General features: G+C 58.4%; 17 protein-coding genes and 2 tRNA genes. 4 read left to right on the top strand and 15 right to left on the bottom strand.

The genetic code is table 11. From position 1 onward, the window contains the following. Positions 1-122: 122 nt before the first annotated feature. From aceF to ampD, 3 genes are all read right to left on the bottom strand, one after another. Entirely contained in the window at positions 123-2189 is a 2067-nt protein-coding gene (aceF, locus tag GPM19_RS11055) for a dihydrolipoyllysine-residue acetyltransferase (RefSeq protein WP_160419100.1), read from the bottom strand. A 57-nt stretch (positions 2190-2246) separates the two neighbouring features. Continuing rightward, the gene (aceE, locus tag GPM19_RS11050) at positions 2247-4919 is read right to left on the bottom strand and encodes a pyruvate dehydrogenase (acetyl-transferring), homodimeric type (protein WP_160419099.1); all 2673 of its coding nucleotides are present in this window, start codon (positions 4917-4919) and stop codon (positions 2247-2249) included. 359 nt (positions 4920-5278) lie between these two features. After that, entirely contained in the window at positions 5279-5953 is a 675-nt protein-coding gene (gene ampD / locus GPM19_RS11045) for a 1,6-anhydro-N-acetylmuramyl-L-alanine amidase AmpD (RefSeq protein ID WP_160419098.1), read from the bottom strand. Positions 5954-6007: 54 nt separating this feature from the next. On the opposite strand from ampD, the gene nadC reads away from it, so the two are divergent. Then, positions 6008-6865 carry a carboxylating nicotinate-nucleotide diphosphorylase gene (nadC, locus tag GPM19_RS11040; RefSeq protein WP_160419097.1) on the top strand — a complete coding sequence of 286 codons (858 nt, stop codon included), beginning with the start codon at positions 6008-6010 and terminating at the stop codon, positions 6863-6865. 13 nt (positions 6866-6878) lie between these two features. On the opposite strand, the gene GPM19_RS11035 is transcribed toward nadC, so the two are convergent. Next, positions 6879-7376 carry a GNAT family N-acetyltransferase gene (locus tag GPM19_RS11035; RefSeq protein WP_160419096.1) on the bottom strand — a complete coding sequence of 166 codons (498 nt, stop codon included), beginning with the start codon at positions 7374-7376 and terminating at the stop codon, positions 6879-6881. A 102-nt stretch (positions 7377-7478) separates the two neighbouring features. On the opposite strand from GPM19_RS11035, the gene tsaA reads away from it, so the two are divergent. Next, on the top strand, positions 7479-8207 hold the full coding sequence (gene tsaA, locus GPM19_RS11030) for a tRNA (N6-threonylcarbamoyladenosine(37)-N6)-methyltransferase TrmO (RefSeq protein WP_160419095.1): 729 nt from the start codon (positions 7479-7481) through the stop codon (positions 8205-8207). A 27-nt stretch (positions 8208-8234) separates the two neighbouring features. Here the strand turns inward: tsaA and purC are convergent, their stop codons facing one another. From purC to dapA, 3 genes are all read right to left on the bottom strand, one after another. Continuing rightward, positions 8235-8951 carry a phosphoribosylaminoimidazolesuccinocarboxamide synthase gene (gene purC, locus GPM19_RS11025; protein WP_160419094.1) on the bottom strand — a complete coding sequence of 239 codons (717 nt, stop codon included), beginning with the start codon at positions 8949-8951 and terminating at the stop codon, positions 8235-8237. A 52-nt stretch (positions 8952-9003) separates the two neighbouring features. Beyond that, positions 9004-9990, bottom strand: coding sequence for an outer membrane protein assembly factor BamC (locus GPM19_RS11020; protein WP_160419093.1), 987 nt, complete (start codon positions 9988-9990; stop codon positions 9004-9006). A 74-nt stretch (positions 9991-10064) separates the two neighbouring features. Continuing rightward, positions 10065-10949, bottom strand: a complete 885-nt coding sequence (gene dapA / locus GPM19_RS11015) for a 4-hydroxy-tetrahydrodipicolinate synthase (RefSeq protein ID WP_160419092.1) — start codon at positions 10947-10949, stop codon at positions 10065-10067. A 222-nt stretch (positions 10950-11171) separates the two neighbouring features. Between dapA and GPM19_RS11010 the strand changes: the two genes are divergently transcribed. Next, the gene (locus tag GPM19_RS11010; protein ID WP_160419091.1) at positions 11172-11648 is read left to right on the top strand and encodes a peroxiredoxin; all 477 of its coding nucleotides are present in this window, start codon (positions 11172-11174) and stop codon (positions 11646-11648) included. 73 nt (positions 11649-11721) lie between these two features. On the opposite strand, the gene GPM19_RS11005 is transcribed toward GPM19_RS11010, so the two are convergent. Beyond that, the gene (locus tag GPM19_RS11005) at positions 11722-12822 is read right to left on the bottom strand and encodes an AI-2E family transporter (RefSeq protein ID WP_160419090.1); all 1101 of its coding nucleotides are present in this window, start codon (positions 12820-12822) and stop codon (positions 11722-11724) included. Continuing rightward, a complete protein-coding gene (locus GPM19_RS11000) occupies positions 12819-13076 on the bottom strand; it encodes a sulfurtransferase TusA family protein (RefSeq protein WP_160419089.1) in 258 nt (85 codons plus the stop codon). Before GPM19_RS11000 ends, GPM19_RS11005 begins: the two co-directional genes overlap by 4 nt. Before the next feature lie 286 nt (positions 13077-13362). Here GPM19_RS11000 and GPM19_RS10995 point away from each other — a divergent pair, with 286 nt between their 5' ends. Continuing rightward, complete coding sequence (locus GPM19_RS10995) at positions 13363-14835, top strand: M48 family metalloprotease (protein WP_160419088.1); 1473 nt, start codon at positions 13363-13365, stop codon at positions 14833-14835. Between the two features lie 89 nt (positions 14836-14924). Here GPM19_RS10995 and nadA read toward each other — a convergent pair whose 3' ends face one another. The 6 genes from nadA to GPM19_RS10965 form a co-directional block, all read right to left on the bottom strand. Further along, a complete protein-coding gene (gene nadA / locus GPM19_RS10990) occupies positions 14925-15953 on the bottom strand; it encodes a quinolinate synthase NadA (RefSeq protein WP_160419087.1) in 1029 nt (342 codons plus the stop codon). A gap of 259 nt (positions 15954-16212) precedes the next feature. After that, a tRNA-Lys gene (locus GPM19_RS10985) sits at positions 16213-16288 on the bottom strand. Positions 16289-16339: 51 nt separating this feature from the next. Further along, positions 16340-16415, bottom strand: a tRNA-Lys gene (locus GPM19_RS10980). A gap of 120 nt (positions 16416-16535) precedes the next feature. Next, positions 16536-17441, bottom strand: a complete 906-nt coding sequence (rluB, locus tag GPM19_RS10975) for a 23S rRNA pseudouridine(2605) synthase RluB (RefSeq protein WP_160419086.1) — start codon at positions 17439-17441, stop codon at positions 16536-16538. Further along, entirely contained in the window at positions 17425-18210 is a 786-nt protein-coding gene (scpB, locus tag GPM19_RS10970; protein ID WP_160419085.1) for an SMC-Scp complex subunit ScpB, read from the bottom strand. Before scpB ends, rluB begins: the two co-directional genes overlap by 17 nt. Then, the gene (locus GPM19_RS10965; protein ID WP_371829361.1) at positions 18207-19127 is read right to left on the bottom strand and encodes a segregation and condensation protein A; all 921 of its coding nucleotides are present in this window, start codon (positions 19125-19127) and stop codon (positions 18207-18209) included. Before GPM19_RS10965 ends, scpB begins: the two co-directional genes overlap by 4 nt. Positions 19128-19134: the final 7 nt, after the last annotated feature.

The following is a 19134-nucleotide window of genomic DNA, read 5'->3' as shown; positions in this document are numbered from 1 at the left end:
CAAAAGCCTGAGACACGCCTTTTTTATCAAGTTTAGACGGGAAAGTCGGCTTGGAGGGAGAACCGGATACGCAAACGGCGCCCGAAGGCGCCGCTAACGTAGCGTTACTTTAAACAATTCTGTTACAACAACAATCGCCGGATATCGCTCAGCACCTCCGCCAGGAAGGCGGTGAAGCGCGCCGCGTCCGCCCCGTTGATCGCCCGGTGATCATAGGACAACGACAGCGGCATCATCAGCCGCGGCTGGAAGGCGGCCCCGTCCCAGACCGGCTTCATTGACGCCTTGGACACCCCGAGGATGGCCACTTCCGGCGCATTGACGATCGGAGTGAACGCCGTGCCACCAATCGAGCCCAGGCTTGAGATGGTGAAACAGCCGCCGGTCATTTCCTCGCGCTTGAGCTTCTTGGTCTGGGCCTTCTTGCCCAGCTCCGCCATGTCCTTGGCGATCTCGATCAACGACTTCTGGTCGGCATCGCGCACCACCGGCACCATCAGCCCGGCCGGGGTATCCACCGCCACGCCGATATGCACGTAGTGCTTCCACACCAGCGTCTCGCCATCGCCTTTCAGGCTAACGTTGAACTGCGGGAACTTCCTAAGCGCAAAGGCACAGGCCTTGACCATGAACGGCAGCGGGGTGAGCTTGGCGCCCTGGGCTTCCGCTTCGGCCTTCATCGCCTTGCGAAACGCTTCGAGCTCGGTGATGTCGGCTTCGTCGAACTGGGTCACGTGGGGCACGTTCAGCCAGCTGCGATGCAGGTTGGTGGCGCCCATCTTGAGCAGCCGGCCCATGGGCTTTTCTTCGATCTCTCCAAACTGGCTGAAGTCGACCTCGGGAATCGGCGGGATGCCCGCACCACCGCTGGCAGCGGGGGCGGCACCGGCCTTGTCCTGACGGGCAATCGCCTGCTTGACGTAGTTCTGCACGTCTTCCTTCAGCACCCGTTCCTTGGGGCCGCTGGGCTTGACCAATGCCAGGTCGACCCCCAGCTCACGGGCCAGCATGCGCACCGCGGGGCCGGCGTGCACTAGTTTGCCGTCGCGCGGCTTGTGCGCGGCCATCTGGGCTTCGGGGCTGGGAGTGCCGGGGGGCGTTTCAGCCTTGCCGGATTTCTTGTCGGTCGTGGGCGCCGGAACGCTCTTTTCGGCCGGCTGCGGCTTGGCCTTCTTGGCTGGTTTGGCCCCCGCCACTTCCATGATGCCGATCACGTCACCTTCGGAGACCGTGTCGCCCTCCTTGACGGTGAGCTCGACGATCGTGCCCTTGTAAGGGCTAGGCACGTCCATGGAGGCCTTGTCGGACTCCAGGGTGATCAGCGGATCTTCCTCATTGACCTCGTCACCGGCCGCCACCCCGATCTCGATGATCGGCACATCCGTGGCGCCGGACAGGTCCGGCACCCGAATTTCCTTGCGTTCGGGCGCACCGCTGCCCTCTTCTTCTTCTTCAGGTTCAGCTTCCTCGCCCGCTTCCTCTTCAGGTTCAGCTTCCTCGCCCGCTTCCTCTTCAGGTTCAGCAGGCTCAGGCGCCTGGGTCTCGTCGGGTCTCGCTTGCTTGTCGGAGGCGCCCTCACCGGCGATCTCCATCTGGCCGATGACATCGCCTTCGGAGACCCTGTCGCCTTCCTTGACCGTCAAGCTGACGATAGTGCCGTCATGCGGGCTGGGCATGTCCATGGAGGCCTTGTCGGACTCCAGGGTGACCAAGGCGTCCTCGGCGTTGACCTCGTCGCCTTCGGCCACCGCCACGTCGATGATCTCGACATCGTTTTCGCCGCCGAGATCCGGCACCGTGATATCCACGGTCTGCTTGCCGCCGGCTGGCTTGGCGGCCTTTTGGGCGGCGGGTTTCTCCGCTGCCTGCGGTGCCGCTGGCTCTTGCGATGACGGCGTCGCCTCGGACTCAGACTCGGCTGGCCCGGTATCTTCCTCTTCCTCGCCGCCCCCCTCGGCTTCGAGTTCGAGGATCTCGTCGCCTTCCGAGACCGTATCGCCTTCCTGGACCAGCACCTTGAGAACCTTGCCGCCTTTCGGAGCGGGCACGTCCATGCTGGCCTTGTCGGATTCCAGGGTGATCATGGTGTCTTCCGCGGCAATCACGTCGCCTTCGGCCACCGCGATCTCGATGATTTCGACATCCTCGCTGCCGCCGATGTCGGGCACTTTGATGATTTCGCTACTCAAGGTCGCGCTCCTTACAAATCGTGTCGAGCCGGCGGGCCTGGCCCGCCGGGCACCGGATCAGCTGGTCAGCGGGTTGGGCTTGTCGGGGTCGATGCCGTACTGCTTGATCGCGTCCCCGACCAGCTTGCGTTTGATCTCGCCGCGATCCGCCAAGGCCTTGAGCGCGGCGACCACCACGAAGTGGCGGTCCACTTCAAAGAAGTAGCGCAGCTTCTCGCGGCTGTCGGAGCGCCCGTAGCCATCGGTCCCCAGCACGGTATAGTCGCTGGGCACCCAGGCGCGTACCTGGTCGGCGTAGAGCTTCATGTAGTCGGTGGAGGCGATCACAGGCCCCTCGCGCCCGCTCAGGCACTGGGTGACGTGCGGCGTGGCCGGGTCCTCGTCGGGGTGCAGGAAGGCCTGACGGTCGACGGTCAGGGCGTCACGGCGCAGCTCGTTGAAGCTGGTGACACTCCAGATATCGGCGCCGATGCCCCAGTCGTTGGCCAAAAGGTCGGCGGCGGCTTCGACTTCGCGCAAGATGGTGCCGGAGCCCAGCAGCTGGACGCGGCCCTTGTCACCCTGGGTTTCGCGCAGCAGGTACATGCCCTTGATAATGTCCTCGGCGGGGATCGTCTCGAGCTCGGGATGCACGTAGTTCTCGTTCATCACCGTGAGGTAGTAGAAGCAGTTTTCCTTGTCGGCGAACATGCGCTTCAGGCCGTCCTGGACGATCACTGCGACCTCGTGGGCGTAGGTGGGATCGTAGCTTCTACAGTTGGGGATGGTGGAGGCCTGGATCAGGCTGTGACCGTCCTGGTGCTGCAGGCCTTCGCCGTTGAGCGTGGTGCGCCCGGCAGTGCCGCCGACCATGAAGCCACGGGCCTGCAGGTCCCCGGCGGCCCAGGCCAGATCGCCGATGCGCTGGAAGCCGAACATGGAGTAGTAGACGTAGAACGGCAGCAGGGTGACGTTGTTGTTCGAGTAGGAGGTGGCGGCGGCGATCCAGGCGGACATGGCGCCGGCCTCGGAAATGCCTTCCTCGAGGATCTGGCCTTGCTTATCCTCGCGGTAGAACATGATCTGGCCCTTGTCCACCGGCTCGTACTTCTGGCCTTCGGAAGTGTAGATGCCCAGCTGGCGGAACATGCCTTCCATGCCGAAGGTGCGCGCTTCATCGGGGATGATCGGCACCACGCGCTTGCCCAGGGTCTTGTCCTTGACCAGGCCGTTGAGGATGCGCACGAAGGCCATGGTGGTGGAGACTTCGCGGTCCTTGGAGCCGCCGGTCTGGGTGGCGAAGATCTTGTGGTCGAGCCCAGGAATCTCCAGCGCCTGGAAGTCGCTGCGCCGGCTGGGCAGGTAGCCGCCCAGGCGTTCGCGCTGCAGGTGCATGTACTTGAGCTCGGGGGAGTCGTCCTCAGGCTTGTAGTAGGGCACCTCCTTGAGCTGGTCGTCGGACAGCGGAATGCCGAAGCGGTCGCGGAAGGTCTTCAGCGCCTCGTGTTCCATGGTCTTGATCTGGTGGGCTTCGTTGGCGGCTTCGCCATCACCGCCGCCCATGCCGTAGCCCTTGACGGTATGCGCCAGGATCACGGTGGGCTTGCCGCCGGCGTTCTGGGTGGCTTCGTGGTAGGCCGCATACACCTTGAAGGGGTCATGGCCACCGCGGTTGAGCTTCCAGATGTCCTCGTCGGACAGATCCTTGACCATCTCGGCAGTTTCCGGGTACTTGCCGAAGAAGTGCTCGCGGGTGTAGGCGCCGCCGTTGGCCTTGTAGTTCTGGTACTCGCCGTCGACCGCTTCGTCCATGCGCTTTTGCAGGATGCCTTTCTTGTCCTTCTCGAACAAAGGGTCCCAGTGGCGGCCCCAGACGACCTTGACCACGTTCCAGCCGGCGCCGCGGAATACCCCTTCCAGCTCGTCCATGATCCGGCCGTTGCCGCGCACCGGACCATCCAGGCGCTGGAGGTTGCAGTTGACCACGAAGATCAGGTTGTCGAGGTTCTCGCGCCCGGCCAGGGAAATCGCGCCCAGCGATTCGGGCTCGTCGCACTCGCCGTCGCCCAGGAAGCACCAGATCTTGCGATCGTGCATGTCCTTCATTTCACGCGAATGCAGGTACTTCATCACGTGGGCCTGGTAGATCGCCTGGATCGGGCCCAGGCCCATGGAGACCGTGGGGAACTGCCAGAAGTCGGGCATCAGCCAGGGGTGCGGGTAGGACGACAGGCCGTCGCCGTCGACTTCCTGGCGGAACTTGTCCATCTGCGCTTCGGTCAGGCGGCCTTCGAGGAAGGCGCGGGCGTAGATGCCCGGGGCCACATGGCCCTGGATATACACCAGGTCGCCTTCGAAGTCGCCGTTGGGGGCGCGGAAGAAGTGGTTGAAGCCCACGTCGTACAGGGTCGCCGCCGACATGAAGCTGGCGATGTGACCGCCCACCCCGGGGCAGGCACGGTTGTTGCGGATCACCTGGGCGATGGCGTTGTAGCGGATGATCGAGCGGATGCGCCGCTCCATGAACAGGTCGCCCGGCATCGGCGCTTCGCGGTGGACCGGGATGGTGTTGCGGTGCGGGGTTGTCACCGAGAAGGGTACCTTCATCCCGTCTCGGCGTAGCCGGTCCGCCAGGCGGGTCATCAGGTAGCGGGCACGTTCCTCACCCTCGCGATCCAGTACCGACTCCAGGGAATCCATCCATTCCGTGGTTTCGATCAGATCGAGATCTTCTCTTGTCTCCAGACTCATAGAGGTCTCTCCGAATGACGATAAATGACAAGGGCCCCGCAACCTCAGGGCCAGCCGGCGATAGCAACGCTTGCGCCGTGAATCAATGACAAATCGTTGTACAGCGCATCAACCCTAACAGGTAACAACAGCACCGAATTAGATTTTGGCTCTATATTCAACGAATTACATAATTCAAATGTAGTAAACCTACAAAAATGTTAAAAAATAACCGCCTTGTATAGGCAGAAGATACCTCAAAGTCGCCACGCTGCCAATTCAGCAGGCCGGGAAAAGCCTATCGAAAACAAAGTACTGCACTGCAACATAAGGGTTGTCCAGCATATTGCAGTTTACGACCAAGGCGCAGCAACTTGTAGTCAAACTACCGTTTTAAAGGTTTTAGAGGGCTGCTTGGCCAGACAACCACGAAAGTACTTCCAATCAAATGCCGGTCCGGGATCAGTCTTGCGCAGTGGCGCCACCTGGGCGTGGCTGGTAATACGTTCGGGTGTAAGAGAAGGATAGCAGTCCATCAAGGTTTTAGTGACGCACGCCAAGGCATGATATTGAGCCTGGGTGAAAGGCGTCTCGTCATCTCCTTCAAGCTCGATACCCACGGAAAAATCATTGAGCGCTTGGCGCCACTGTTCAACGTGCGCATCAAACCAGTGCGAACGCCCGGCATGCCAAGCCCGCGCCTCGAATGAGACGAACTGAACACACTTTCCGTCGCGGCGAATCAGCAAATGTGCCGAGACGCGCAAATGTGCAATCTCGCTAAAAAATTTATCCGCGTCAGGATCAAGGCGGTTCAGGAACAAGGCCTCTATTGCATCGCCATGAAACTGCCCCGGTGGCAAACTGATAGCATGCAGGAGCAATAACGAGACTTCACCTTCAGGGCGCTGATCCTGATTGGGCGAATCCACCCGGCAAGCCGCCTCCCACCATCCTTGATTGATTGAACCCTGATGAACGGAACGTTGATTGCCTGCGCTTTGTTCGATGGTTTGTTGGTGCTTGATCACCTTACCCCCCTGACGTTGTGCCATGACTTTTCCTATAATGCTCAACTATATGTTATTCCTTCTGCTGAAAGGCACGCTATGCATTATCAAACCGCCCTTATCGATGAAATCCGTAACAGCGCCGCGCACTTGCTAGCGGAAGACGTCGGCCCCGGGGACATTACCGCTGAATTGATCCCCGACACCCAGTGGGCCACCGCTCATGTGATTACCCGAGAGGCTGCGGTGCTATGCGGTGTTGCTTGGGTCGATGAGGTATTTCGCCGCCTGGACAGCCGTGTGGTGCTCCACTGGCTGGCCGCGGATGGTGACAGCTTGGAAGCCGGGCAACGCTTTGTGGAAATGGAGGGTCCGGCGCGCAGTCTATTGACCGGCGAACGTGCCGCACTCAATCTGTTGCAGACACTTTCCGCCACCGCGACAGCCACACGGCATTATGTGAACTTGATCGACAATACCGGTGTACGCCTGCTGGATACGCGCAAGACGCTGCCCGGCATGCGTTTAGCGCAAAAATACGCGGTGACTTGCGGCGGTGGGCACAACCATCGTATCGGTCTGTGGGATGCTTTTCTGATCAAGGAAAATCATATTGCCGCCTGTGGCGGCATCGAAGCGGCAATCAACCAGGCTCACAAGATTGCCAAGGAACTTGCCGTGGAAATCGAAGTGGAAACGTTCGATGAGCTCGATCAGGCACTGGCCGCGGGTGCCGATACCATCATGCTGGATAACTTCTCGCTGGACGATATGCGCGAAGCAGTCAAGCGTACCGCAGGACGCGCTGTCCTGGAAGCCTCGGGGAACGTCGACGCAAGCACGCTGCGCGCCATTGCCGAGACCGGCGTTGACTGTATTTCCAGCGGTGCATTAACCAAGGATATCAAAGCCATCGACCTTTCCATGCGTATCACCCAGACCCGCTCACAAGCCTAACGCCAGGCGTCGCCTAGGTTTCTACCGCCACGATTGGCTTTTTCAAATGGTGGCGACGCAACCGCTCGCCTCCACGCTCAACCCATTCCTCACCTAAATCACGCCAGCCCCGTCGCAGCAACCGTTCACAAAGCATCAGGCTGGCGTCTATCTGGATATGCTGAATGCCATGCTCCAACAACAAGCGCTCGGCGTGGATCAACAAGGTGGTACCGATGCCCCGCCCGGCCAACGTCGGCCAGACGTAGAGAGTGACCACGCGACCTGTGGGAATATCCAGCTCCAAAAAAGCCACGCAACGGCCGTCACAGCTAGCCACCAGGGTGGTATAAAGCGCCTGACGCACCGCCCAGGCACTGGCTTCTCGCGGCAGTGCCGAAGCCCAGGCCTGGCGCTGAGTCAAGTCGTATTGTGCCGTCGCGCCTTGCATCACCGCATGGTAAAACACTTCCGCCTGGTCGGCCGCATCACGCGACAGGGCGGCACGATAAAGTATGCGAGGGCTAGTCATCCGGTTATCCTTATTGGTTGGCGCGTCTTGGCAGCCTAAGCACTTTGCTTAAACGACTCAAGCCGCACCGTTTCGATTACTTGCCACGATACCCTGCTCCCCATGCCTGATTCATCTTTCGCAGCTGCTCACTTTTCACTCACGTCCATCGGGGTGATCGAAAGCGATTACCCCGATAAATTCGGCATTCCGCGCCAGCCGGGCCTGGCCCCGGCGGCGCGCGCCACGCTTGTGCTGACACCCCCGCACAATGACGCCTTGGCGGTACGCGGACTGGAAGCCTTTAGCCACCTGTGGCTAAGCTTCATTTTTCATCAGAGCCCTGAACGCTGGACACCGTTAGTGCGTCCACCTCGCCTGGGCGGCAATGCCAAAGTCGGTGTATTTGCCAGCCGCAGTACCCATCGCCCCAACCGCCTGGGACTTTCGCTGGTGGAGCTTAGGCGCGTGGACACTACCCAGGGTGTGCGTCTGGAATTAGCTGGTTGCGACTTGGTCAGCGGCACGCCGGTGGTGGATATCAAGCCCTACTTACCTTGGGCGGAAGCACACCCGGAGGCACGTTCCGGTTTTGCTCCCCAGCCGCCTGAAGCCTGCCCGGTGAGCTTCTCCCCTTCTGCTGCTTGCGACTTGGCGCAACACCCTGGGGGGGAGTCGCTAATGCTGCTCATCACCCAAGTGCTTGCCCAAGATCCTCGCCCGGCCTATCGCAAGAACAGCACAGCGGACCGCCTCCATGGAGTCAGGCTCAGAGACATAGATGTGCGCTTTCGCGCTGTAATACACAATAACGCCACGACTCTGGAAGTCGTGGCGATCGTAGCGGTTTAGGGCAGGCTGGCTTGCAGGAAAGGCGGTTCAGGCAGGGAATTCGATCCCGATCCGCCGGCCGACTTCCTCGTAGGCCTCGATGACACCACCCAGACCCTGGCGGAAGCGATCCTTGTCCAGTTTTTCGCGGGTCTCGGCATCCCAGAGTCGGCAACCGTCCGGCGAGAATTCATCGCCCAGCACAATCTCACCCTTGAAGATACCGAATTCGAGCTTGTAATCCACCAGCAATAGACCACCTTGAGCGAACAACGCCTTGAGCACGTCGTTCACCTGGTAAGTCAACGCTTTCATTTCAGCCAGTTGCTCGGGTTTCGCCCACCCGAAGGTTTCCGCCAATGACTCGTTGATCATGGGGTCGCCCTTCTCATCATCCTTCAGGAACAACTCGAAGGTCGGTGGGACAAGTTCGATGCCTTCTTCCACCCCCAGTCGCTTGACCAGCCCGCCGGCAGCAACGTTACGCACCACACATTCCACCGGAATCATGTCGAGCTTCTTGACCAGGCTTTCGGTGGCATCCAGGCGTTTTTCAAAATGCGTCGGCACCCCGGCTTCCTGCAGGCGCGCCATGATGAAGGCATTGAACACATTGTTGACCATGCCCTTGCGAGCCAAGGCTTCTTTTTTCTTACCATCAAAGGCGCTGGTATCATCACGAAACTTCAGCACCAACCGGTCTTGATCATCGGTGGTGTAGACGGATTTCGCCTTACCGGCATAAAGTTCTTGACGCTTTTCCATGAGGGCTCCGAAGGAGAGTCAAAACAAAGATAACAACCGATCAAGCCGGCACTCAGCGCAGGTAGCCGGATACCCGTTCCAGCAGTTCACGCTGGTCTTGCGGGTCAAGGTCACGCTCGCTGGCATTGATCGCCCGCAGTACCGTCTGATTGGTACCCACGGATTCCAGCGCCAGGCGGATGCGTTGCGACATCTGACTGACGTCCGGAGTGATCAGGCCTAATAGAAAACCACGCTCGCGCTTTTCGCTGGGCGTATAGTTCACGAGAAACTCATGCACTTGGGGGTCTTCCGACAACAGCTCATGCTGTCCTTCTTGAACGAATTCAAGCGTCAGGAAATGATTGAGCTCCGCCCAGACTCTGTCAATATTGCGGGGAATGATGACTTTCCACTCGTCTCCTTCCTGTTCCAGCTGGATGTAGGCGCTACGATCCAGACGCTGGGCAGAAAGTGAAGATGATGCAGAGTCAGCCAAAGCGCTACGGGCGCTGAAGTAATTTTCCAACGCATCCAGGCAGGCACTCAATGCCTGACCGCCGCGCTCACAGCGCACCTCGCTGTTACCGGCACGCAAGCCACTTTCCAGCCGAATACGTCCCTCAGAGGTTTCAATCATCCCACGTTCGGCATCGCTCTCTTGCACCCCGAGTTGGCGTGATTGGACGAAATCTTCCAGCTGCGACCATACCGCCCCGGGAGGAGCTGCAATCACCAGCCAGCTTTGCCCATCGATATTGCGGCGTTCCACGTAATCCTGCTCGGAGCCACTACCGGCAAGCGCTCTTGGCGGCCTGACCAGAGCAGGTTCGGAAGGTTGTACATTTTCAGAAGCAACGCGTGGCACTGGCATGGCGTCGCCATACTGCCGCATGTCGCGGCTTTCCGGCAATGCCAAAGGTGCACTGGGTGTGGTTTCCACATAATCCAGGTTACGGTCATGGTAGAAACCATCACGCGCACACCCTGCCAATGACATGGCCGCCACTAGCGTCAACGGCATCCATTTGAGTGCAGGGTTAAAAAGCGCAAATTTCATCAAGCCACCTTAGCAATCTACAGTTCGGGATCCGGCGTCGGCTCACCGGTATATGCGCCTGCTCAACAAGACGACTATTCCTCGATCACACCAGCCAACTGCAGCGCTTCACTGACCGTGGCGTGGTATTTTTCCGAAAGCCAGGTAAGTGGCAAACGGATACCGGGTTCGGCATACCCCATGCGGTGCAGAGCCCATTTCACCGCAATAGGATTCGACTCAATACCCAGGTTAGTATGCAATGGCATCAGGCGCGTATTGATCTGGTGAGCCTTGTCGGAATCCCCCGCCACGGCCGCCACACAAAGCTCATGCATCGCCTTGGGCGCTACGTTGGCGGTCACCGAAATATCGCCATGACCACCCATCAGCATGAAGTCGCAGGCGGTAGCATCATCGCCCGAATAAAGCATGAAACCACTGCCTTCCAGGCGCTTGATCAAGTCTTCTGCACGCTCAAGATTGCCGGTGGCATCCTTCAACCCAATGATATTATCGATTTTGGCCAGGCGTACCACGGTCTCATTGTACAGATCGGAGCAGGTACGCCCCGGCACATTGTACAGGATAACCGGCAATTGGCTGCCTCCGGCCACCGCCTTGAAGTGTTGATACAACCCTTCCTGGGTCGGCTTGTTGTAATACGGACACACCGAGAGACAGTAATCCGCACCCACTTCGCTGGCATAGCGTGCCAATTCCACGGCTTCTGAGGTGGCATTGGCACCGGTACCCGCAATCACCGGAATTCGCCCGTTGACTTGCTCGACCACACTGCGAATCACATCGAAGTGCTCGGCGAATGACATGGTGGTGGGCTCACCGGTGGTGCCGGCAGCGACAATACCATCAGTGCCGTTGTCGAGATGGAAGTTCACCAGACGACGAAGCGCCTCCCAGTCGATGTCGCCATTGACTTTCATCGGCGTCGCCAGGGCGACAATACTGCCTGTGATCATCCGTTCATTCCTCTATTTCGGAGGTACCCGCTGACAAGAAATTGGCGCAGCGTCAAACATAACACCCTGCCGCCATGTAAGGGACAAATGGTACTCAGGCGGCTCTAGTGTGTACAGCGCAAAGCCACCTGTCTTTTTTCAGCCTGCATAAAAGCGTTTTGACAGCAGGCTGCGGGTTGCGTGTAATCAGCACCTTAATCTACAACCCCATGAGGAATTTTCATGAGTCTCAGTCTCGGCCAGCCCGTTCCGGGTTTTACCGTCCAGGCCACCGGCGACGCCACCATCACGCTTTCAGATCTCAAGGGAAAGCAGGTAGTGCTGTACTTTTACCCCAAGGCCAGCACGCCAGGCTGCACCACGGAAGGCGGCGATTTTCGCGATCTCAAGGAAGCCTTTGATGCGGTCGACACCCTGATACTCGGCGTCTCGCGTGATGGCATTCGTGCCCAGGAAAACTTCAAGGCCAAGCAGGGCTTTAATTTCGAGCTTATCTCGGACAAGGACGAAGCGGTTTGTCGGTTATTCGACGTGATCAAACTCAAGAAGCTCTACGGCAAGGAACACTTGGGGATCGAACGCAGCACTTTCCTGATCGATAGAGACGGGCGACTTGCCCGCGAGTGGCGCAAGGTCAAGGTGAAAGGTCACGTCGACGAGGTGCTGGAAGCCGCCCAAGCGCTGCATAAAGGTGAATGATAGCGTTTGACCGAGCCCCGCCTGACCAAACACATCGCCCGTTGACGCTTAATCGCGTTTGCGGGCGAGTGGATCAATCCTGCTCCAATGTTTCCAGCGCCTGTTTTTCATGGCGCTTACGGATACCTCGCGGCCAGGCATACACCAATGCCTTGAGTAGCGTGGCCAGCGGTATCGCAAAAAATATTCCCCAGAAACCCCAAATCCCGCCGAAAAACAGCACCGCCACGATGATCGAGACCGGGTGAAGATTGACCGCTTCGGAAAACAATACCGGCACCAGCACATTGCCATCCAGCGCCTGGATAATTGCGTAGGCGATCAATACATAGGCGAACTGCTCACTAAGACCGAAATGAAACCCGGCCACGGCGGCAACCGGCAGGGTCGCCACCGCCGCCCCAATGTAAGGCACCAGTACAGAGAACCCTACCAATACCGCCAGCAAGGCTGAATACGGCAAGCCGAAGTAAGCGAACGTCAAGAAAGTGACCGTGCCCACAATGATGATCTCGATAAACTTGCCACGCACATAGTTGGCAATCTGGACGTCCATCTCTTGCCAGACACGCTCCATCAGGTTGCGCTTTTGCGGCAACAAGGAGAGCGTGAAGGCAACCAGCCTCTGGCGGTCCTTGAGCATGAAGAACACCAGGATGGGGACCAGTACCAGGTAAATGATCAATGACAGCACATTTCCCAGCGAGGCCAGCGAAAGCGTCAGCGCACGTTGCCCCAATTGAGTGATTTCACGGCTTGCCACGCCGATCCAGTTTTGCATTTGATCGGGCGTGATCAGATTGGGGTAGCGAGCCTGGAGTTCATCGAGCCAGCGCTGGCCACTGGCGAACATGCGCGGGGTTTCCTGCAGCAAGCTCACCATCTGGTTCCAGATCAACGGCATGAGAATGAACGCCATGCTCAGCAATATGCTGATGAAACCCAGAAATATCATGATCACCGCAAGCAGATGAGGCACCTTACGGCGAGTCAACGCATTGACACCTCCCTGCAACAGGAAGGCAATCACCAAGGAGGTGAAAAAAGGCGCCAGCATACGCCCGAACCAGATCACCGCAGCGAATCCCACCACCAATACCAGCAGCAGAATAATCGCCTCTTCATCGGAAAAGTACCGATCCACCCAGCCTTTCAATAATGCCTGCATGGTCATGAAATGGGAGCTCCGCCCTTACGAATCCAGTAATGATAGATATCACCGCGTGTTTCACGCGCCATCAATTCATGTTCACTCTGCTGGGTAAAAGAGTCAAAATCACGCCAGGAACCGGCGTCCGTGGCCTGCACTTCCAGTAATTCACCAGGCGACAGGCGAGAGAGCGCCTGCTTGGCTTTGAGCAATGGCAGCGGACATGAAAGCCCACAGGCATTCAATACCGTATCGGGTTGCATAGAGCTGGGTTGCATAAAACTGGAAACTCCCGTGAGAATGCCATCCATACCAACGGCACTCTGTTTCGATAAAACTCTTTCAATAAAATTTTTTCGGTAAACTCTTTCGATAAAACCCTGAGGATTTAACGGCACTTCCGCCTGTGAATCAATGTCACAACGTGGCTGGTTGCTTAACATCCCGCTTTTTTCATCTTTTCAGCCCATTTCATTTACCTTGTTCTTTTAGCATGGCTCTTGCTTGTTCTCGTTCATGCTCACTATTCGGTCCATTCACGCCCCCTACTCATGAGGATGTGCCATGTTGTCTTCCGCTCTACATCGGTATTGCTCTGGCTGGCTGATACTTTGCATCCTCAACCTGATGCTTTTCAGCACCCATGCCTTGGCTTTCGACGAATCACGCCTGCCCAGCCTGAGCAGCAGTGCAACACAAACGGCGGGCAACGAGGAGTACCGCCTGGGGCGTGCCTGGCTACGTCAATTTCGCGCTCATGCCCCTGAATGGGATGATGCAATAGCGGCTGATTACATCGACAGCCTGATTTCCCGGTTACTTCCTCACAGCCAATTGGGCAGTACCCGCACCAGCATCGTGATGGTCGATAACGACGCCTTGAATGCCTTCGCCGTGCCCGGCGGCGTCGTCGGCGTCAACGCTGGGCTGTTTGCTTTTGCCGAAGATGAAGGTGCCTTTGTATCGGTTCTGGCACATGAACTGGGACATCTCTCGCAGCGCCATTATGCGCGAGGCACGGCACGCGCCGAGCAAACCCAGCTTCCCGCCATGGCGGGAATGCTGGCGGGAATGCTGATAGCCGCAAGCGGTGGCGGCGATGCCGGCCTCGCTGCAGCGATAGGCTCCCAGGCGGCATTGGCGCAGGACCAACTCCGCTATTCGCGGCGCTTCGAACAGGAGGCCGACCGCCTGGGTCTGCAAGCCATGGCCGATGCCGGCTTCGAGCCCGACGCCATGGTGCGCATGTTTCGTGCCATGCAACGCATGGCCAGCCTGCAAGGCGGCACCCCACCGGAATTCCTGCTTACCCACCCGGTTTCCGAGGCGCGCCTGAGCGATGCTCAATCACGCGCTTCACAACTGCAAGCAGCCTCGTCTGGCGATAGCAATCCCATGTATGCCTTGATACGAGCGCGGGCTCTGGCACATATCCACGCCGACCGCCCGCAGCAGGCAATCACTCGGATGGAGGAAAGCCCGGCTGCAGAAGACATCGCCAAACGCTATCTCCAGGCGCTACTCGACGCTCAGGCCGGACACACCGACGAGGCATTGCAAGAATTCGATCAACTCGCTCGAGCATTGCCCGACCTGGCCATATTCCCGGCTACCGCTGCAGAAATGGCGCTCAAGGATCGCCGCTATGAAGAGGCTGCCCAGCGCAGCCGTCGCCTGCTACGCTTGATGCCCAATCACCTCCCAGCGCAAATGGTGCTTGGCGAAGCATTGCTGCAATACCAGCCAGACGAGGCCTACCGCATTCTTCGCGACATTACCGCTCAGCAACCGGAAAATGCGCAGGCATTCAGTTTATTGGCGGAAGCCGCTGGGCGTAGTGGACGAGAAGCTTGGGGGCATCTCGCCCGTGCCGAGCAATTGCAGCTCACCGGGCGGATTGATCGGGGTATCAGGCAACTGGATATTGCCAAGGACGTGGCTGAGCAGCAAAACGATCGCCAAGCCTTGGGGCGCATCGAGCAGCGCCGCCAGGACTTTATCGACTATCGGGAAACATTGGAAAAGTTCGGCAAATAGACGCTTTAAAACCGATCCGAAAAATCAGAAGCGCTGCAGCCAAGTAAAAATTCCAGCGCTCCAAGGATCATCAGATGAGACAAGGCCTATCAGGCGTTGAAGCTGAGCATGCGTTCCAAGGGCTTTAACGCTTTTTGGCGCATGGCATCGTCCACATGGATTTCTCCGCTGCCCTGACGCAGCGCCTCCGCCAAATTATCCAGACCGTTCATTGCCATCCACGGGCAATGGGCGCAGCTCTTGCAAGTAGCGCCACTACCCGCCGTGGGCGCCTCGAACAATGTCTTGTGCGGCACTGCCTGCTGCATCTTGAAGAAGATGCCGCGATCGGTCGCGACGATCAGCTTGTCATTGGGCAGCTCTTTTGCGGCCTTGATCAGCTGCGAGGTAGAGCCTGTCACATCGGCCAATGCCACTACCGAAGCAGGCGATTCCGGGTGCACCAGAACGGCGGCATCCGGGTAGAGGCGTTTCAGGTCTTCCACGCCCTTGGCCTTGAATTCTTCGTGAACGATACAGGCACCGTCCCACAGCAACATGTCGGCGCCAGTTTTTTTCTGGATGTAGCCCCCTAGGTGCTTGTCCGGCGCCCACAAGATCTTCTCGCCTCGCGCCTGGAGATGCTCGATCACCTCCACGGCGATGGAGGATGTCACCACCCAGTCGGCACGTGCCTTTACCGCCGCAGAGGTATTCGCGTACACCACCACGGTACGATCTGGATGCGCATCGCAGAATGTGCTGAACTCATCCTCCGGACAGCCGATGTCCAGCGAACAGGTGGCCTCCAGAGTGGGCATCAGCACACGCTTTTCCGGGGACAGAATCTTGGCGGTTTCGCCCATGAAACGAACCCCGGCCACGACCAGGGTGGTGGCTTCGTCGCGAGCGCCGAAACGGGCCATCTCCAGGGAATCCGCCACGCAGCCACCGGTTTCCTCAGCAAGCTGTTGAATGGCGTCGTCGGTATAATAGTGCGCTACCAGCACCGCATTCTGGGCTTTCAGCAATCCCTTGATCTCTTCCACGCGAGCTTGATCCTCGGCGGGAATGCGAGTGGGACAGTACGGGCTAGGAATCTGAGCGATAAGCTCAGCTTGCTTGGTCATTATAGTCATCGTGTCTACCACTGTGACGGCAGAGGCTCCCCCTGCATGGCACCAGGCACGGCACTCATGCGCTCCGCATGAACCATGCACCGAAATGGTGGCCGTGGCGTCTCTCGCGGTGGCCAACCAATAGCTATTCAGACCATTGTGCTGGCAATTCGTTGCACAGCGCAAGACCTAGAGCAGTGACAGGTGTCCAGGCCATGCCGCTTATTCTCATCGCCGCACAGCAAAACGCCCCGTCAGCTTGCTGACGGGGCGTTAAAATTGGTGGGTCGTGTAGGATTCGAACCTACGACCAATTGGTTAAAAGCCAACTGCTCTACCAACTGAGCTAACGACCCTGACTTGCCTTTTACTGACTTGCTCACAGCTTGCTTCACACAACGTTCGAATGGTGGGTCGTGTAGGATTCGAACCTACGACCAATTGGTTAAAAGCCAACTGCTCTACCAACTGAGCTAACGACCCGCCTTAACGGGTGCAAATAATACGTATAGAGGCCCGCCATGGCAAGGATTTATTTTAACTTTTTCCATGGCGGCACCCTTAGGTAGTGACTGAAATCAGCCAACGAACGTTTGGCAGTGCCTAGCGACGCCGAGGTTTTTCAGTCGGCTTGCGCATTGCCTGCACCGGGCGCCGCTTTTGCTTATCGCGACTCCAACGGTTTTTCTCATCCGGAGTCAGTGCCGGCACCTTGCGCGACTCAAGCTCAGCCAGACCGGCCAGGTCATCCACCTCATCCTGAGTCAGCTCGATCCATTCACCGGCCTTGGCACGCTTGTCGATAAAGATATTACCGTAACGCACGCGCTTCAGACGACTGACCGTTAGCCCCTGGGATTCCCACAGACGTCGCACTTCCCGATTGCGTCCTTCGAGGATCACCACATGGAACCAGGTATTGATGCCTTCGCCGCCGAATTCCTGTACATCGCTGAAGCGCGCCGGGCCGTCTTCCAGCATTACGCCTTCGACCATGGCCACTATCTGCTCTCGCTTTACTTCACCCATGACCCGAACGGCATATTCCCGTTCAACTTGGGTGGAAGGATGCATCAGGCGGTTAGCCAATTCCCCATCGGTGGTGAACAACAGCAAGCCGCTGGTATTGATATCCAGACGGCCGATGGCGATCCAGCGCTCGCCCTTGAGACGCGGCAAGCGCTCGAAAACGGTACGCCGTCCTTCGGGATCCTTGCGTGTGCAGAGTTCACCTTCGGGCTTGTTGTACATGATCACTCGGCGCGGCACATCGTCTTCGGCACGCAGCGAAACCGGACGGTCATCGAAACTGACCTTGTCGCGCATTCCCACACGGTCGCCCAGCTTGGCAAGCTGATTGTTGACTTTGACGCGCCCCCCGGCAATCGCCGTTTCCATCTCACGGCGCGAACCCATTCCGGCGCGGGCCAGCACCTTTTGCAGCTTTTCCGTGTCGGGCTTGGGGGTGCTGTTAGGGGTGCTGTTAGGCGTGTTAGTTGTCGTACTCATGGTCATCCGACCTCACTTCAGGGTTATCATCACCGGCACTTGTGTCGTCATCGACGCTAGTCCCGGCGCGTGCCGCCAGCCTTGCTTGAAGGTCGGCAAAACTCAGCGGCGATGTTGACGCCATCTCGGCGTGCTGTGTGTCGGCTATCTCAGCCGTCGGTGTCTCCACCGGAGCGCTCACCTCATCCTTGAATGCTTTTTCCTTGGCTTGGTCGTCCTTGTCCAGCGCTTCTTTACTCTGAATGTCGTCAAGCAACAAATGCATCGGCGGTAGAGCATCCAGCGTCTTGAGCCCGAAGTCATCCAGAAAGGTGCGCGTGGTGGCGTATACCGCCGGGCGGCCTGGCACATCACGGTGCCCGATCACACGAATCCAGCCGCGCTCCATCAAGGTCCGCACGATGGAGCTGCTGACGCTGACCCCGCGAACGTCTTCGATATCGCCGCGGGTAACCGGCTGACGATAAGCGATCAAGGCCAGGGTTTCCAGCAGCGCGCGCGAATATCGCTGTGGGCGCTCGTCCCACAACCGCGAGACCCAGGGCGAAAGCCGTGGCCGGATGCGCAATTGATAGCCGGAAGCGGTTTCCATCAGTTCGAGCGCCCCGCTTGCATGACGCTGCTCAAGGCGCTGCAAGGCGGCGCGCAGTTCACGCCGCTGCGGCCGTTCCGCCTCACTGAAGACACCTTCCAGGCGCTCCAGCGCCAGCGGTTCACCGGCGGCCAGCAAGGTGGCCTCGAGTATTTCTTCCAACAGGGAGGCATTCATTTCGGCACCTTCTCCTGCCATTCGAAAGCGGGCTCTGCCGTTTGATCTTCGAAGGCGCTCTCCTCGGTGCCAGAAGGGACAGCCGTACGAGCACGGACGTGAATCGGCGAAAGCGGTGCATTCTGCACGATCTCGATCATGGCTTCCTTGGTCAGTTCGAGTATCGCCATGAAGGTCACCACCACGCCGGCGCGACCTTCTTCCAGGGTGAACAGTGCTTCAAAGGGCATGTAATGTTCGTGGCTCAATTGCTCCATGATCCTCAGCATGCGCTCACGAGTGGAAAGCACTTCCCGGCTGATCTGGTGGGTTTGGTTGAGTTCGGCGCGCTTGAGAATATCAGCCAAGGCGCCGAGCAGCTCATCCAGCGCCACCTCTGGATGGATCACTTGCGCTTCAAGCGGTGGCAAGCCTGCCTGGACAGGGAACCAGTCACGTCCGGCACGCGGCATGGCTTCCAGCGATTCCGCCGCCTCCTTCAAGCGTTCGTATTCCTGCAGGCGACGAATCAAGGCAGCGCGTGGGTCCTCTTCTTCCTCGCCGCCGCCTTCCCGGGGCGGGCGCGGCAGCAAGCTGCGCGACTTGATTTCCGCAAGCATGGCCGCCATCAACAGATACTCACCGGCAAGTTCGATTTCCATCGACTTCATCAGTTCAACATATTCAATGTATTGCCGGGTAATCACCGCCACATTGATCGCGAGAATATCCAGGTTCTGACGCCGGATCAGGTACAACAGCAAATCCAACGGTCCTTCGAATGCTTCCAGAAATACACGCAGCGCTTCTGGAGGAATATACAGGTCCTCCGGCATCTGAGTAATGGGCTCATTGAATAGCCGCCCCAAGGCCTCCGCCACGGGAGCTTCCACCGCAGGCGTTTCACTAAAGGGCTGAGTAATGGACGTCTCGCTCACGCGGGTC

Source organism: Vreelandella zhuhanensis (assembly GCF_009793355.1).
Taxonomy (GTDB): domain Bacteria; phylum Pseudomonadota; class Gammaproteobacteria; order Pseudomonadales; family Halomonadaceae; genus Vreelandella; species Vreelandella zhuhanensis.
The sequence above is the reverse complement of the archived record's forward strand: the minus strand, read 5'-3'. Positions and strand labels throughout refer to the sequence as shown.

What these genes read in the sequence shown, in the direction of transcription:
- GPM19_RS11020 (WP_160419093.1), bottom strand. Translation starts at nt 9,990, where the DNA reads ATGAAATTTGCGCTTTTTAACCCTGCACTCAAATGGATGCCGTTGACG.
- rluB (WP_160419086.1), bottom strand. Translation starts at nt 17,441, where the DNA reads ATGAGTACGACAACTAACACGCCTAACAGCACCCCTAACAGCACCCCC.
- GPM19_RS10995 (WP_160419088.1), top strand. Translation starts at nt 13,363, where the DNA reads ATGTTGTCTTCCGCTCTACATCGGTATTGCTCTGGCTGGCTGATACTT.
- aceE (WP_160419099.1), bottom strand. Translation starts at nt 4,919, where the DNA reads ATGAGTCTGGAGACAAGAGAAGATCTCGATCTGATCGAAACCACGGAA.
- dapA (WP_160419092.1), bottom strand. Translation starts at nt 10,949, where the DNA reads ATGATCACAGGCAGTATTGTCGCCCTGGCGACGCCGATGAAAGTCAAT.
- GPM19_RS11005 (WP_160419090.1), bottom strand. Translation starts at nt 12,822, where the DNA reads ATGACCATGCAGGCATTATTGAAAGGCTGGGTGGATCGGTACTTTTCC.
- purC (WP_160419094.1), bottom strand. Translation starts at nt 8,951, where the DNA reads ATGGAAAAGCGTCAAGAACTTTATGCCGGTAAGGCGAAATCCGTCTAC.
- GPM19_RS11010 (WP_160419091.1), top strand. Translation starts at nt 11,172, where the DNA reads ATGAGTCTCAGTCTCGGCCAGCCCGTTCCGGGTTTTACCGTCCAGGCC.
- nadA (WP_160419087.1), bottom strand. Translation starts at nt 15,953, where the DNA reads ATGACTATAATGACCAAGCAAGCTGAGCTTATCGCTCAGATTCCTAGC.
- GPM19_RS11000 (WP_160419089.1), bottom strand. Translation starts at nt 13,076, where the DNA reads ATGCAACCCAGCTCTATGCAACCCGATACGGTATTGAATGCCTGTGGG.
- scpB (WP_160419085.1), bottom strand. Translation starts at nt 18,210, where the DNA reads ATGAATGCCTCCCTGTTGGAAGAAATACTCGAGGCCACCTTGCTGGCC.
- ampD (WP_160419098.1), bottom strand. Translation starts at nt 5,953, where the DNA reads ATGGCACAACGTCAGGGGGGTAAGGTGATCAAGCACCAACAAACCATC.
- GPM19_RS11035 (WP_160419096.1), bottom strand. Translation starts at nt 7,376, where the DNA reads ATGACTAGCCCTCGCATACTTTATCGTGCCGCCCTGTCGCGTGATGCG.
- nadC (WP_160419097.1), top strand. Translation starts at nt 6,008, where the DNA reads ATGCATTATCAAACCGCCCTTATCGATGAAATCCGTAACAGCGCCGCG.
- tsaA (WP_160419095.1), top strand. Translation starts at nt 7,479, where the DNA reads ATGCCTGATTCATCTTTCGCAGCTGCTCACTTTTCACTCACGTCCATC.